General features: G+C 70.6%; 16 protein-coding genes. 11 read left to right on the forward strand and 5 right to left on the reverse strand.

Translation table 11 applies throughout. The features are described 5' to 3' along the window. Positions 1–34: 34 nt before the first annotated feature. Positions 35–256, forward strand: coding sequence for a hypothetical protein (locus ACH34S_RS09785; RefSeq protein WP_395952165.1), 222 nt, complete (start codon positions 35–37; stop codon positions 254–256). A 71-nt stretch (positions 257–327) separates the two neighbouring features. Here ACH34S_RS09785 and sigJ read toward each other — a convergent pair whose 3' ends face one another. Beyond that, entirely contained in the window at positions 328–1,239 is a 912-nt protein-coding gene (gene sigJ / locus ACH34S_RS09790) for an RNA polymerase sigma factor SigJ (RefSeq protein ID WP_395952166.1), read from the reverse strand. 155 nt (positions 1,240–1,394) lie between these two features. Here sigJ and ACH34S_RS09795 point away from each other — a divergent pair, with 155 nt between their 5' ends. The 4 genes from ACH34S_RS09795 (at position 1,395) to ACH34S_RS09810 (ending at position 4,325) form a co-directional block, all read left to right on the forward strand. Continuing rightward, positions 1,395–2,024 (forward strand): LUD domain-containing protein, encoded by a 630-nt coding sequence (locus ACH34S_RS09795; protein WP_395952167.1) that lies wholly within the window; start codon positions 1,395–1,397, stop codon positions 2,022–2,024. A gap of 82 nt (positions 2,025–2,106) precedes the next feature. Beyond that, on the forward strand, positions 2,107–2,928 hold the full coding sequence (locus tag ACH34S_RS09800) for a metalloregulator ArsR/SmtB family transcription factor (protein WP_395952168.1): 822 nt from the start codon (positions 2,107–2,109) through the stop codon (positions 2,926–2,928). A gap of 35 nt (positions 2,929–2,963) precedes the next feature. Next, the gene (locus tag ACH34S_RS09805) at positions 2,964–3,536 is read left to right on the forward strand and encodes a dihydrofolate reductase family protein (protein WP_395952169.1); all 573 of its coding nucleotides are present in this window, start codon (positions 2,964–2,966) and stop codon (positions 3,534–3,536) included. Between the two features lie 84 nt (positions 3,537–3,620). After that, entirely contained in the window at positions 3,621–4,325 is a 705-nt protein-coding gene (locus ACH34S_RS09810) for a hypothetical protein (protein ID WP_395952170.1), read from the forward strand. Between the two features lie 158 nt (positions 4,326–4,483). Here the strand turns inward: ACH34S_RS09810 and ACH34S_RS09815 are convergent, their stop codons facing one another. Continuing rightward, a complete protein-coding gene (locus tag ACH34S_RS09815; RefSeq protein WP_395952171.1) occupies positions 4,484–4,921 on the reverse strand; it encodes a MerR family transcriptional regulator in 438 nt (145 codons plus the stop codon). A 137-nt stretch (positions 4,922–5,058) separates the two neighbouring features. On the opposite strand from ACH34S_RS09815, the gene ACH34S_RS09820 reads away from it, so the two are divergent. The 3 genes from ACH34S_RS09820 (at position 5,059) to ACH34S_RS09830 (ending at position 6,874) form a co-directional block, all read left to right on the forward strand. Then, entirely contained in the window at positions 5,059–5,613 is a 555-nt protein-coding gene (locus tag ACH34S_RS09820) for a class I SAM-dependent methyltransferase (protein ID WP_395952172.1), read from the forward strand. Positions 5,614–5,764: 151 nt separating this feature from the next. Further along, positions 5,765–6,019, forward strand: a complete 255-nt coding sequence (locus ACH34S_RS09825; RefSeq protein WP_395952173.1) for a hypothetical protein — start codon at positions 5,765–5,767, stop codon at positions 6,017–6,019. A gap of 117 nt (positions 6,020–6,136) precedes the next feature. Continuing rightward, positions 6,137–6,874, forward strand: coding sequence for a helix-turn-helix domain-containing protein (locus tag ACH34S_RS09830; RefSeq protein ID WP_395952174.1), 738 nt, complete (start codon positions 6,137–6,139; stop codon positions 6,872–6,874). 57 nt (positions 6,875–6,931) lie between these two features. Here ACH34S_RS09830 and ACH34S_RS09835 read toward each other — a convergent pair whose 3' ends face one another. Then, positions 6,932–7,510 (reverse strand): dihydrofolate reductase family protein, encoded by a 579-nt coding sequence (locus tag ACH34S_RS09835; RefSeq protein ID WP_395952175.1) that lies wholly within the window; start codon positions 7,508–7,510, stop codon positions 6,932–6,934. Between the two features lie 135 nt (positions 7,511–7,645). Further along, complete coding sequence (locus tag ACH34S_RS09840) at positions 7,646–8,260, reverse strand: TetR/AcrR family transcriptional regulator (RefSeq protein ID WP_395952176.1); 615 nt, start codon at positions 8,258–8,260, stop codon at positions 7,646–7,648. Between the two features lie 114 nt (positions 8,261–8,374). Here ACH34S_RS09840 and ACH34S_RS09845 point away from each other — a divergent pair, with 114 nt between their 5' ends. Beyond that, on the forward strand, positions 8,375–9,373 hold the full coding sequence (locus tag ACH34S_RS09845; protein WP_395952177.1) for a zinc-binding dehydrogenase: 999 nt from the start codon (positions 8,375–8,377) through the stop codon (positions 9,371–9,373). Between the two features lie 245 nt (positions 9,374–9,618). Here the strand turns inward: ACH34S_RS09845 and ACH34S_RS09850 are convergent, their stop codons facing one another. Then, positions 9,619–10,215 (reverse strand): hypothetical protein, encoded by a 597-nt coding sequence (locus tag ACH34S_RS09850; RefSeq protein WP_395952178.1) that lies wholly within the window; start codon positions 10,213–10,215, stop codon positions 9,619–9,621. Positions 10,216–10,417: 202 nt separating this feature from the next. On the opposite strand from ACH34S_RS09850, the gene ACH34S_RS09855 reads away from it, so the two are divergent. Further along, positions 10,418–11,716: a hypothetical protein gene (locus tag ACH34S_RS09855; protein ID WP_395952179.1), complete on the forward strand. Its 1,299-nt coding sequence runs from the start codon at positions 10,418–10,420 to the stop codon at positions 11,714–11,716. A gap of 103 nt (positions 11,717–11,819) precedes the next feature. Then, a complete protein-coding gene (locus ACH34S_RS09860) occupies positions 11,820–12,920 on the forward strand; it encodes a serine hydrolase domain-containing protein (protein WP_395952180.1) in 1,101 nt (366 codons plus the stop codon). Positions 12,921–13,028 lie beyond the last annotated feature (108 nt).

The raw sequence follows: 13,028 nt of genomic DNA on the forward strand, positions 1-13,028 counted from the left end.
CTGTCCTTAGCCACCCAGCAGCAAGGGAGACCAAGTGGACGGCACCACTCGCAACCCTCACCCCCGTGGACGCGGCCCCGGCGTCTTCGTGCCACGGCATGTGATCATCGCGGCCATCTGCCTCTCCGTGGGCGTGGTGGCCGGAGTCCTGGTGTGGCTCGTTCCTGGCGTGGGGCTGCCCGTCGGGGCCGGAATCTCGGTGACCGGGCTGTCGCTGGCGCTGTGCGGACTCTGGCGTGGTCGCCATAGCCCCTGACCCCGCAGCCTTCGCCGCCGCCCTCGCCCAGGTGAAACGAGCTGCCCGTTGCCAGCAATAGAGGTCGTGCCTCAGATCGTCGTCCAGGGGCGGAGTTTGTCGGGGTTACGGATCACCCAGATGTGCTTGATCCGGTTGCCCGTGACCTCGAACGCGAACACCGTCACGATGACGCCGTCTTCCAGGGCCACCAGGCCGGGCTGGCCGTTGACCGTGCGTTCCTGGAGGGTCATGGTGTCGAGCCTGCGGTCGGCTAGGTCGGCCCAGACGCGGGCGATCTGCTCGCCGCCTTCGATGGGGTCGAGGAAGGTGGAGGCGAGGCCGCCACTGTCGGCGGTCGCCGTGGCGGTGGGGTCGAGAAGGCCGATGAGGGCGGTGATGTCCTTGGTCTCCCAGGCCCGCTTGAAATCCCGGACGACGTCATCGGGCCGGACGGCCGAAGTCGTCGCAGAAGGTTGCGCGGCCCGGATGCGGCGGCGGGCCGAGGAGGCCAGCTGGCGGCAGGCCGCCGGGGTCCGGCCGACGATCTCGGCCACTTCGGCGAATGGGTGGCAGAACACGTCGTGCAGGATGAACGCGACGCGTTCGGCCGGGGTCATCGATTCCAGCACGACCAGGAAGGCCAGGCTGACCGACTCGTCCAGGGTGACCTGGTCGGCGGGGTCTGCGACGGTGCCGTCCGGGATCGGCTCGGGGATCCAGTCGCCCACGTAGGTCTCGCGCCGGGCCCGTGCCGAGCGGAGCTGGTTGAGGCAGATACGGCTGGCGACCGTCGTCAGCCACGCACCGGGCGACTCGATGGCGTCCCGCTGGCGCCGGGACATGGCGTACCAGCGGGTGTAGGTCTCCTGGACGGCGTCCTCGGCCTCGGCCAGCGAGCCCAGCAGCCGGTACGCGAGATTGATCAGGTGGCGCCGCTCGCTCATGATCGCGTCCAGGCCCGGGTCGGGCCGGACCTGCTCTGGCTCGGATCGGGTGGTCACGCCGTCGGCTCCCTGTGTCGCGTCGGTCCTCACCAGTACGACACGACGGCGCACCGGAGTGTCAGGCGAGGCACCGGCCTCACATTTCTGAGGGCTGCATTGTCGAACCGCTGAGACCAGCACATCATCCAGCGGACAGGGAGCTCAGACCCATCATGACCACCTCGGTTCCGGAAACGTCATTCGCCGACGCCGCGTCCGGGCGGCGTCTGGAGCGGGCGGCCGCCGCGCTGGCCGCGCACGGCTTCACCGTCGAGATCCTCGATGACGCCGCCGCCGCGCGTAACCGTGTCAGAGAGCTGATACCCGAGGGAGCCAGCGTGTTCACCGGGTCCAGCGAGACCCTCCGCCTGTCCGGCATCGACGCCGACATCAACACCGGTGGGCGCTACGAGGCTGTCAAGCCGCGCGCCCTGGCCATGGACCGCGCCACCCAGGCGGACGAGATCCGGCGGTTGTGCGCCAGCCCGGACGTCGTCGTGGGCAGCGTCCACGCGGTCACCGAGACCGGGTCTCTCGTGATCGCCTCGGGAAGCGGAACCCAGTTGCCGAGCTACTCCGGGGGCGCCGCCCGCGCGATCTGGGTCGTCGGGGCGCAGAAGGTGGTGCCCGATCTGAGCGTCGCGCTGCGTCGCGTCGAAGAGCACTGCCTGCCGCTGGAGAACGCCCGCACCCTGGAGACCTACGGGTGGCCCAGCGCCATCAACCGCCTTCTCGTCCTAAACGCGGAGTACCAGCCCGGACGTGGCACCGTCCTGCTGCTCCGCGAAACCATCGGTTTCTGAACCCGCGCGCCGGAACCACAGCCGCCAACGGGCCTGTATGTATTCGTTGACACGAATATTCGTTGTAGTGAATACTTGACTCATGGACGCAGCACTCCTCGCCGCGCTGGCTGACCCGGCTCGTTGGCGGCTCGTATGCCTGCTGGCTGAGCGGCCACGGTCGGTCGGCGTCCTGGCCCAGCTCGCCGACGCGCGCCAACCCCAGACGACCAAGCATCTCCAGACCCTCGAACGCGCGGGCGTCGTCACGTCCCAGCGGAACGGCCAGCGCCGCCTGTACACGCTTCGGCCCGGCCCACTGCGAAACCTGGCGGCCACGCTCAACCAGCTCGCCGACACCGCGGGCCGGCCCGGTGGCCCGCTCGAGACCCACGACCGCCACGCGGCCAGCCTCGACGCGGAACGGCGCGCCGCTCAGGAGCCGGGCTGGGCCGACGGCCGCACCTTCGGGTTCCGCCGGACGCTGGCCGCACCTCCCGAGCCGGTCTGGCGCCACCTGACCGAGCCCTCGCTCTTGACCCGCTGGTGGACGCCCAACGACCTTCGCGTCTCCGAACTCGTCTTTGATGCGCAGCCCGGCGGACGAATCGTCCTGGAATACCGCGATGCCGAAGACGCCGACGACTCCGACCTGGTCGTCGGACGCGCCGAAGGCGTCGTCGAGGAGGTGCATCCCCAGAAGCGCCTCACCTACCGGATGTCCCCGCTGCTTCCCAATGGCGAGCGGGCCTTCACCGCCCACGTCGCCTTCACCCTGCGGTCCACCGGCACCGGCACGCAGCTCGACGCGCAATGGCGGATCGACGGCAGCACCGTCGAGTCCGCCGACTTCGTCGCGGGGATCGAGATCGGCTTCGGCCAGAGCCTCGACAAACTCGCTGAAACCCTTACCGCCACCGCATGACGTCACACCGACCACTGACACAAAAGGAGCGTCCCGTGGGACGACTGATCATCAACGTCGCAATGACCGTCAACGGCGCCTTCGAGGCACCTGCCGCTGAACCGCAGGGCGGCTGGCTTGTCACCGACCCCTACAGCATGCAGGCCGGGCTGGAGATGTGGCAGGCAGCCGACGCCATGGTGCTCGGACGCAGGACCTACGAGGGACTGGCCGCCGCCTGGCCGCAGCTCGCCCACGTCCCCGGCTTCGAGGCGTACGCGGCCCGGATGAACGGCATGCCCAAGTACGTCGCGTCGCGGTCCCTGACCGGACCGCTGGAATGGAACGCCACCCTGCTCGAAGGCGACCTCGCCACCACCATGCGCCACCTCAAGGACGAACACGACGGCAACCTGATCGTCCCGTCCGCCGGAGAGTTCGCCCGCGACCTCATCGCCCACGATCTCGTCGACGAGTTTTGGTTCACCGTCAGCCCCTACCTATGGGCTACCGGACCGCGCATCTTCGACGACATCGGCCCCGTCCGGCTGAACCTCGTCAACACCACGACCTTCCCCTCGGGCGTGGTGCGCCTCTGCTACCAACCCACCCCCGCGTCCACCACCTAGCCCCCAACCCCGGACGGACCCCGCCCCTGGCCGGTCCTATGCACGGTCTTGGCCCCGCCCGCCACCGCCCGTAGCGTGGGCGCCATGACGCGGGCCGAGGTGCTGCGGGATCTTGTGGCCAGAGGGCGGGAGTTCGACACTGCGAGGCTGCACGAACTGGCGGACGAGCTGGGTCTGCCCATCTCAGACCTATTCGTGATCGCGGGGCATCCGGTGCCGGCTCGCCTGCTGCCCCCGGACCGCGATCGTGAGGTCATGCGTGATTTCGCCTATCGGGTGACCTTCTGCGACCACGCGCAGCTTTCCTCCCTGAGGGATTTCGTGTCATGCCTGGCGTCGACCAATCCGGCGCGGGCAGGCGAGTTACCTCGGGACGCGGAAGCCGCTCCCATAGGTGTGGACGGTTTCCCGAGGATCTTCGACGGGCTCCTGCGCAACCGCGGTTTCCGCAGGGTTCCGGATCTGCCGTTCACCGGGATGTCCCGCAGCACGATCAACGGCATGCTGAGCGGACGCTGGTACAGCCTGCCGCAGCTCAAAACGATTGCTGGGCCGCTGGGCTGGGAATTCGCTGACCTGGCCGCCGTGGCAGGCGAGCCGCTGGGAACCTACGGCGTCGGTCCTGTGCTCTGCCATCACGTAGGCCGGGTGTACGTGGCCGCCATTCCCCTCACGACCGCGCAACTGATGCAGGCCGCCGTCGAGGCGGATCGCCGGAGCGGGCGGGAAGACCAGGGTGCGTGGCGACCGTGGGTCGCCAACCTGTGCCCAGACGGATCCTCGCCTTAGACCGACGTCGAGCATCCCCGCTCCCGACCCTTCTACGATCGCGTTGGTGCGGTACCTCACGAGCTCGTTCGCCGCCGGCGCCGTGCGCCGGGGGCGGGCGATCAGCCAGTTGCTCGGTCGTTCGAGGAGGACGGACGCCGCACTTCTCGACGGCAGGGTCAGTGTGAATGAACCTGGGAATGGGCCTCTTCGAGAGAAGAGCCTGCCAGGAGCGCTGCGACCGCGCTGGCGAAGTTGGAGCACTCGAAGATGTCCTCGTGCGGGCAGGCCAGGCCATGGGCGATGGCGGTGCGCGCCACCTGAGCCTGGGCGATCCGTTGGTCCAGCTCAGCGAGCTTGCTCTGGTACAGCTCCCGCCAGCCGTCGCCGGCCGGCGAACGAGAGGTCATGAGCGCGTTGACCTCGCGCAACGTGAAACCGACATTTCGCAGCGCTAGAACCACACCGACCAGCTCGACCGCCGATGGCGGATAGCGCCGCTGGCCTGAGACCCGGGCCGGCGCCGGTAGCAGGCCGAGTTCCTCCCAGTAGCGCAGCGCGGAGGTGGCGACACCGGTGCGGCTCGCCAGCTCGCCGATCGTCAGGTGCTCGCTCATTTGACTTCAAGCGTACTTGAAGTCGTTGCCTGGCGATCATGCAGGCAAAGGACGCAGCTCCCAAGCAGCGCGCGATCAGATGTCTGGTGCACCAGGCCCGTCACCCACGGGGGGTCGTCGGGTGGGCGTTCGGCTGGATGTTCGCTCTTCGCCCCTCCAACCGGCGGCGCAACATCTGGGCGGTGTCGTTGCTGGACGTGCAGCCCACCGACCGGCTACTGGAGATCGGCTTCGGTCCCGGCGTCGCCATCGCCGCGCTCGCCGCCCGCGCCACCCGGAGCCATGTCTTCGGCATCGATCACTCCCAGGCCATGGTCCGGCATGCCGCTCGTCGCAACGCCGCCGCCGTGCGTGCCCACCGCGTGCACCTCACGCGCGCGTCCGTGGAGCAGTTGCCGAGCTTCGGTGATCCGCTCGATGCCATCCTCGCCGTCAACTCCGTGGGGTTCTGGCCCGACCCAGTGGAGCGGCTTCGTGAGCTGCGCCGCCTGCTCCTCCCCGCAGGACGCATCGCGCTCGTCAGCCAGCCCCGCAGCCCCGGCGCCACCCGGGACACCACCACCCGAGCCGCCCAGATGCTCCAGGCCATGCTCACCGAGGCCGGCTTCGCCCACACCCGGGTCAGAACCCTCGACCTCGACCCGCCCGTCGCCTGCGTACTCGCCACCAACCCGACCGACATGACCTCATGACCGCCGACTTCACACCGGCCAGCGGTCAGTAGCTCCAGATGTAGAGCCCGCCACCCGTGTTCAACGTAGACGTCGCGAGCCGGGCTATTCCTGCAAGACCGCCGGTAGGTCGTCCTCAGTCATGTCGTCGCCGTCCTCAGACCAGAGCCGCGTGGTCCAGCCGATCGCCGAGAGGGCCGCCACCGGTTCCGAGCACCAGCGCGCCGCGATGCTCGCCCTCGCGCACGCCCTGGCCGCGGCCGACGAAGCGGCGCTCCACGCCGCCTACTCCGCGGCGATCGGCAGCACACCCATCAGGCTCACCAGCATCCCCAGCCCTGCCGCACCGCCCGTCGCCGCCGGGCTGGACGTCCTGCACCGGACGCTCCAACGGGAGACCGCTCTCGTCCTCGGTTTCGGCGCCTGATCACGGCCCGACCCGGCCTCAGTTCGGCGGCTCACTCCGGCGACTCGCGTCTTGCCGACCCGCGTCCCGTCCCACCGGCCGCCGGTCGGCCCCCGGAGACCGGCGTATCCTTCGGCCGTGGAACTGCGCTTCGAGACGCGCCCGTCCGACTCGCCGTGGGTCGACACCGTGTGGACCTGCACGAGCGAGCAGGTCACGGAGATGACGTCCGTGGCGGCTGTGCGCTGGGGTCTGGTGTTCTGGCAGCAGGACGGCCGCACGTACGCGAGCGTCACCGGTCCCGAGACCCGGACCGGTACGGCGCCGGTACCGGAGGGCGCGAGTTTCACGGGCATCGAGTTCGCGGTGGGTACCTCGTTGCGGGCCGTGGCCACGTCGGCGCTGGTCAACGCGGGGCTCGAACTCCCCGACACCACGCGCCGGACGTTCCGGCTGGACGGCGCGCGCTGGGAGACGCCCGGCCCCGACGACGCCGAGGCCCTGGTCGAGCGTCTCGTCCGGGCCGGGATCGTGGTCAGCGACCCGCTCGTCGCCGAGGTGCTGCGCGGTCATCGGCCGGACGTCTCGGAGCGCACGGTCGAACGCCGGTTCCGTGCCGTGACCGGGCTGACGCAGGGCGCCGTCCGGCAGATCGAGCGGGCCCGCACGGCGGCGGGTCTGCTGGCGGCCGGTGATCCGGCCGCCGACGTCGTCGCCAAGCTCGACTACTTCGACGAGCCGCATCTGGCCAGGGCGCTGCGGTCCTACGTCGGACGGACCGCCGGGCAGTTGCGCGAGGGCGCCGTCGGCGCGATCGCCCTGGACCTGGATCAGCGCTCGACGTCGATCGGCGCCGGACCTGGATCAGGCGCTTGACGTCGACCAGCGCTTGACCTCGTTCAGCGCTTGACCTCGTTCAGCGCTTGACCTCGATCAGTGCTTGACCTGGTAGACCAGCTTCGTGATCCCGTTCGGGTAGGTCTCCGACTCCCGGAGCGTCAGCATCTGCTTGTCGCGGTCGGCCCGCCCGAACAGGCTCTTCCCGGCACCGAGCAGGACGGGGAAGACGAGCAGGTTGTACTGGTCGATCAGGCCCGCGTCCGACAGGCCCCGGGCCAGTTCCGCGCTCCCGTGGATGAAGATCGCGCCGCCCTCGCCCTCCTTGAGCGCGACGACGTCCTCGGTCGAGCGCAGGATCGTCGTCGGGCCCCATCCGTCGACAAGGGCGTCCTCGGACAGCGTGCTCGACACCACGTACTTGGGGAGTTCCTTGTAAGCGGCGTGGTCATCCGAGTCGCGCCAGACCGGTGCGAACGCCTCGTAGCTGCGGCGGCCGAACATCAGCGCCGTCGTGTCGGCGAGTTCCTCGGCCTTCAGCGACCAGGCTTCCGGGACGAACTCGAGGTCCTTGAACACCCAGCCGCCGCTGCGGTGCTCCTCTCCAGGGCCTCCGCCGGGCGAGTCCACAACGCCGTCGAGCGACATGAAACCGGTGTAGACCAGGTCACGCATAACATTTTCTCCTCATGAGTCTGGCGAGCTGCCGGGATTCACTCTAGGTCGCGGACGCGGCGCCGTCTTGGACGGAAACGACAGCGGCCGGCACGCGTATCGGAACGAACGGCGTCGCCGATGCACGTTCGGGCCCTAGGACGGGGTGGAGGTGAGCGCGTCCCAGGCGGCCATCGCGCAGGTGATGACCGCCTCCAACTCGTCACGGGTGGCGCCGTCCCGGGCCTGGACGGACAGGCCCTGCACCACGGTCGTGTAGTAGCGGGCGATGCCGTCGAGCGCGGCGGGCGGCACGGCGAGGTCGCCGTCGTCGACGCCGCGGACGAGCCGGTCCCTGACGGCGCTGAGCTGGCCGCGCCGCAGCTCGGCCAGGAACTCCCGGACCTCGTGGTTCTCCTCGGCGCCGGTCGGCGCGGCCAGGATGAGCATGCAGTAGTGCGGCGCGTCCGGACGGGTGATCTCGTCGGCGGTGGCGCGCAGCATGGCGTGCATCGCGGCGCGCGTGGTCGGGTGTTCGCGCAGCGCACGCCTGGGCCGCTCGCCCGACGTCGCGCCGTAGAGCGCCATGACCTTGCGGAACAGCTCCTGCTTGCTGCCGAAGCAGGCGTAGATGCTGGCCGACGCGATTCCCATGGCCTGGGCGAGGTCGTTGAGCGAGGTGCCCTCGTAGCCCCGCTCCCAGAACAGGTCGAGAGCCGTGCGCAGGGCGATGTCGGGGTCGAACGTGCGCGGCCTGCCGCGAGCGGCCATCCAGCGTCCCTCCACGATTTCTTTGTCGTTCGACCAACTTTACCTTGACCTGCGCCACGCCGTCATGGCACGGTTTGTTGGCCGTTCGATAAACAAATAAGGGAGGCGGCCGCCGTGAGCATCCCGTCCACCATGCGCGCCCTGCGACAGACGTCGCTGGACGGCCCGCAAGACCTGCGCCTGATCCCCGACGCGCCGGTACCGGCCCCGGGGCCGGGCGAGATCCTGATCCGGGTCGCCGCCGCCGGGGTCAACTTCGTCGACATCTCGCAGTCCCGCGGCACGTTCGCGGGCGGCCCGCAGCCGCCGTACGTGGCGGGCATCGAGGGGGCCGGTGAGGTCGCCGCCGTCGGCGAGGGCGTGTCCAGCCCGGAGCCCGGCGACCATGTCATCGGCGTCGCCATCGGAGGCGGCGCCTTCGCCGAGTACATGCTCCTGCCCGCGGCCGCCGCACTCCCCATCCCGGCCGGGTGGACGGACGAGCAGGCGCTGGGCCTGGTCGTGAACTGGCCGACCGCGCTGGCGGCACTCAAGCCACTCGGCGACCTCACCGCAGGACAGACCGTCCTGATCCAGGCTGCGGCCGGAGGAACGGGCCAGGCCGCCGTGAAGATGGCCAAGCACTACGGCGCGACGGTGATCGCCGCCGCCTCACCGGACAAGCACGAGACCGTCCGGGAACTGGGCGCCGACCACGTCATCGACTCCCGTGCCGGCGACCTCGCCGCCGAGGTCCTCGCCCTGACCGGTGGCGCGGGCGCCGACCTGGTGCTCGAGTCGTCCAGAGGCCCCGCCCTGGACGCCGCCCTCGCCGCCGCCAAACGAGTCACGGGCCGCGTCATCGTCTACGGCCTGGCAGGCGGCGAGGCCGCGATCACCAACTGGGACCTCGTCTACAAGCACCAGGTCCACATCATCGGCCTGAACATCGGCATCCTGATCCGGTCCGCACCGCACATCTTCGGCGAAGTCATGGGCGAGCTGTTCGGCCTCCTGACGGCCGGGGTGCTGGGCCCCGCCCAACCCACCACGCACGACCTGTCCGAGGGCCCCAAAGCGCTAACCGAACTGGAAGCAAGAGCCACCACAGGCAAACTCGCCCTAACCCCCTGAACAGTCTGCGGAGATCTTCGCCAAGGCTCGTTGCGCCGAGACACGGACCGCGGACCATTCCGCGGAGGTTCGCACGCTCTGTCCCGTCCAGGCACCGGCCCCCTGCCTGGTCATCTCCGCAAAGCGCGCATCAACCTCGGACAGCGCACCAAGGACGGTGGCGGAAACGGAACCTTCGGCGACCCTGGCCCGGACAACGTTGAGCGCGTCATCGAAGGTGCCGGCCACCCTCCAGGCGGTTCGGGTCAGCGCGGGGAGAAGAGCCAGGGGTTTCGTAGGTCGTAGAAGGTGGGTTCTTCTATGTAGTGGGACATCTCATTGTCCCGCCACGCCTTGAGGTCTGGGGGCATCGGCCTGCGCTCGCCCTCGCGGGCGTCCTCCTCGGTGGTGAAGTAGACCGCGATGGTGCAGCCGCCGTCCGGGTGGACGATGAACAGCCCGCCGATGGTGTCCGGACGCGCCTCGGCCATGGCCCGGCCTTCGTCGTCCGTCCAGAACGGGCGCAGCGCCTCCCGGTCGCGGACGCGCGTCTGGATCAGCTGGACGAACTCGGCCGAGTCCGAACCGCCCGCCCCGAACGACTCGATGTCGGTGCAGTCGTGGACGGTGGGTTCCCCGTCGAGCAGCGCGGACGTCGACTCCCACCACTCGCGCTGTGCCCGCCGTTTCTCGTTGCGGTGCGCCGCGCGGGGCGACTTGAAGCGCTCCAGCCAGATGAACACGCCGTCGTCGGTGAGCCCGGCGGTCGTGCCCAGCCAGCCCCGGGAGCCGGGAGCCAGCTCGCGGTTCCAGCGGTTGACGGCGTCGCGCAGCCCGGCGGGGTCCCGCACCCTTCCCTGCACGATCCGAACGTGCATCCTGCCCTGGAATGGCATCCCGCTCCCGCACCTACTTTGCCCCGGTCAGGCCGGACGTCGCCGTCCGGACACTCCTACCCTGCGTCGCCGCGTCCTCACATTGCGACATGTGCGTGGACGACCCGCTCGACAAACGCGGTTCGCAAGGGGGGAGGTGCAAATCAGGGCATTTCACTAGGATGCCCCCGTGCACGAAGATCAGGGTGTCCCGGACGACGGCGTGCTGACCGCGCCGCTCCGGTCGGCGGGCAACGGTCCGGCCGCTGGGCCGGCCGACGAGCTGGTCGGCGGACCAGCAGACATATTGGCCGGCGGGCCGGCGGACATGCCGCTCGGTGTGCCGGTCACCAGGGGCGAGGCCGCGGCCGCCGCCGGGGCCAGGGTCGATCCGGGGCCCGTCCGGGAGTTCGGCAAGGACGTCGAGCGGCTCGCCGAGCTGGTCCGGCGCCTCGCCGCGACGGCGTCCACCCTGGGTGATCGCCTGGACGGCGAAGTGCGCAGCGCGCTCGACAGCGCGGAATCGGCGCTGGCCGAGGCGAGCGGCGCACGCGCGGAGGCCGCCGAGGCCGACGACCGGACGCGGCAGGCCGAAGCACGCGCCGAGGCGGCGCTGAAGGAGGCCGCCGACGCGAAGGAAGAGCTGGAGAAGGTCACCGCGGCGGCGCAGGCCAGCGTCGCGGCGGCGCAGGAGAGCGAGGCCAACGCGTGGAAGGAGGCCGGGGCGTCGCAGCAGGCCCGCGCCACCTCCGCCAACGAGGCCGCGCACGCCGACGGGCTCCGCAAGCGCGCCGAGGCGGCGTGGAGCACCGAGCACCAGGCCCGCACGGACGCCGAACGGGAACGCGACGACCTGTCCGTCCGGCTGACGAACGAGCAGACCGCGCTCGCCACCGCCCGGACGGAACTCGCGAACATGCGCGCCGACCTGACGGACGCGCGCGACAAGCTGGAGGCCGCCACCGAGACCGAGCGGCAGCTGCGCGCCGAGCTGGCCGCCGCGAAGGGCGAGATCGCGGGACTGACCGTCGAGCGCGACTCCGTCGTCGCCCGCGCCACCGAGCTCGCCACGCGCGCCGACCGCGCCGAGAGCCGGGCCGAGGCCGCCGAGATCCGGGCGGAACGGGCCGAGCAGCGCGCCGACACCGCCGAGATCCGCATCGACCGCGACTCCACCGCCGCCCGCGCGCTGCAGGACACCCTGCGCGCGGCGCTGGACCTGCCGTCCATGGAGGAGCTGGCCGACGGGCTCGGGGTGCGGGTCGGCGAGACCGGCGCGGTCACCGCCAAGCCCGACGCGCTGATCGGCGTCGAGCACGTCCCCGACACCATGGACGGCGAGCTGGCGGGACGGTTCGCGCGGGCTCTTCTGGCCGTCCGCGTCCACCAGGCCACGCGCCGCTCCGTCCACGACGACCTGGAACATCCGGCGGACGCCGAGGACACCGACACCGACGGCGAAGAGGACACCGCCGCCACCGAAGACTGAACCTCCGGACGCACGGACGCGAGCGCGACGATCCGAGGTCGGGCGGTGAACCCAGGCGCACCAGGTGCCTGGACGGGGCACAGCAGCAGTAGTAGGGGTTCGCATGCAGGACCAAGTGCAGGACGCGATCGAGCGGCTCGTCGAGTCGGGGGCGGAGACGGGGATACAGGTCGCCGTCTACCAGCGGGGCGAGGCCGTGGTGGACGCCGTCGCGGGCGTGGCCGACGCTGAGACGGGGCGTCCGATGACGTCCGATACGCCCGTGTACGGGACGTCCGCCGGGAAGGCGCTCACGGCGACGGTCGTGCACGTGCTGGTGGAGAAGGGCGTCCTGGAGTACGACACGCCAATCGTGGAGTTCTGGCCGGAATTCGGCGCGCACGGCAAGGAGGGGACGACCGTCCGGCACGCGCTGACGCATTCGACGGGCGTGCCCGGCGTCCCCGAGGACACCACCCCCGAGGATCTCTGCGACTGGGACAAGATGTGCGCGGCCATCGAGGCGGCGCGGCCCTGGTGGGCGCCCGGCGAGAAGACCGGATACCACGCCCAGTCGTTCGGCTACATCCTCGGCGAGGTGGTGCGGCGCGCGACAGGGCGGCGGATCTCCGCGGTGCTGCGGGACGAGATCGCCGGTCCGCTCGGCGTCGCCGGCGAACTGTTCCTCGGCGTCCCGGCGGCCGACCTGCCCAGGGTGGCGCGGCTGGACGACCCGTCCGGCACGAGCGAGATCCCGGCGGAGATGCTCGCGTCGATGCCGATGTTCCAGGTCGTCAACGGGTACACGGCGGGCCCGCCGAAGGCGATGCCGAGCGCCGGGTTCGGGAACCGTCCCGACGTGCTGGCGGCGGACATCCCGGCGGGTGGCACGATGACCGCGCGGGCCGTGGCGCGCATGATGGCGGCGCTCATGGACGAGGTGGACGGCGTCCGGCTCGTGTCGCCTGAGCGGTTCCGCGAACTGTCGGCCGTCGCCCGCGACGACAGGGACGAGATGTTCGGCGGCCCCTCGGCGAAGTCGCTCGGCTTCCTCATCGGCGCACCGTGGCCGGCCGAGGGCCGGACCGTGATCGGCTGGGGCGGCAGTGGCGGCAACGGCGTGTTCGCCGACGTCGAGTCACGGACGGTCGTCGCCGTCTCCAAGAACCGGTTCAGCGCGGGCGACTTCACAACAGTGCAGAAACTCGCCCCCATCTTCACCTGACACACGACGCTCCCCTACGCCGCCCGCCAACCGAAACCGCCCGCCACACGAACGCGCTCGCCAGGCGAACGCGCCCGCCACACGAAACCGGTCGTCGCCTGGACGACG

This window comes from Actinomadura sp. 3N508, from assembly GCF_044326375.1.
Classification (GTDB): domain Bacteria; phylum Actinomycetota; class Actinomycetes; order Streptosporangiales; family Streptosporangiaceae; genus Spirillospora.

Coding starts and splice junctions, on each gene's coding strand:
- ACH34S_RS09820 (WP_395952172.1), top strand. CDS start 5,059: ATGTTCGCTCTTCGCCCCTCCAACCGGCGGCGCAACATCTGGGCGGTG.
- ACH34S_RS09795 (WP_395952167.1), top strand. CDS start 1,395: ATGACCACCTCGGTTCCGGAAACGTCATTCGCCGACGCCGCGTCCGGG.
- ACH34S_RS09835 (WP_395952175.1), bottom strand. CDS start 7,510: ATGCGTGACCTGGTCTACACCGGTTTCATGTCGCTCGACGGCGTTGTG.
- ACH34S_RS09810 (WP_395952170.1), top strand. CDS start 3,621: ATGACGCGGGCCGAGGTGCTGCGGGATCTTGTGGCCAGAGGGCGGGAG.
- ACH34S_RS09860 (WP_395952180.1), top strand. CDS start 11,820: ATGCAGGACCAAGTGCAGGACGCGATCGAGCGGCTCGTCGAGTCGGGG.
- ACH34S_RS09800 (WP_395952168.1), top strand. CDS start 2,107: ATGGACGCAGCACTCCTCGCCGCGCTGGCTGACCCGGCTCGTTGGCGG.
- ACH34S_RS09840 (WP_395952176.1), bottom strand. CDS start 8,260: ATGGCCGCTCGCGGCAGGCCGCGCACGTTCGACCCCGACATCGCCCTG.
- ACH34S_RS09815 (WP_395952171.1), bottom strand. CDS start 4,921: ATGAGCGAGCACCTGACGATCGGCGAGCTGGCGAGCCGCACCGGTGTC.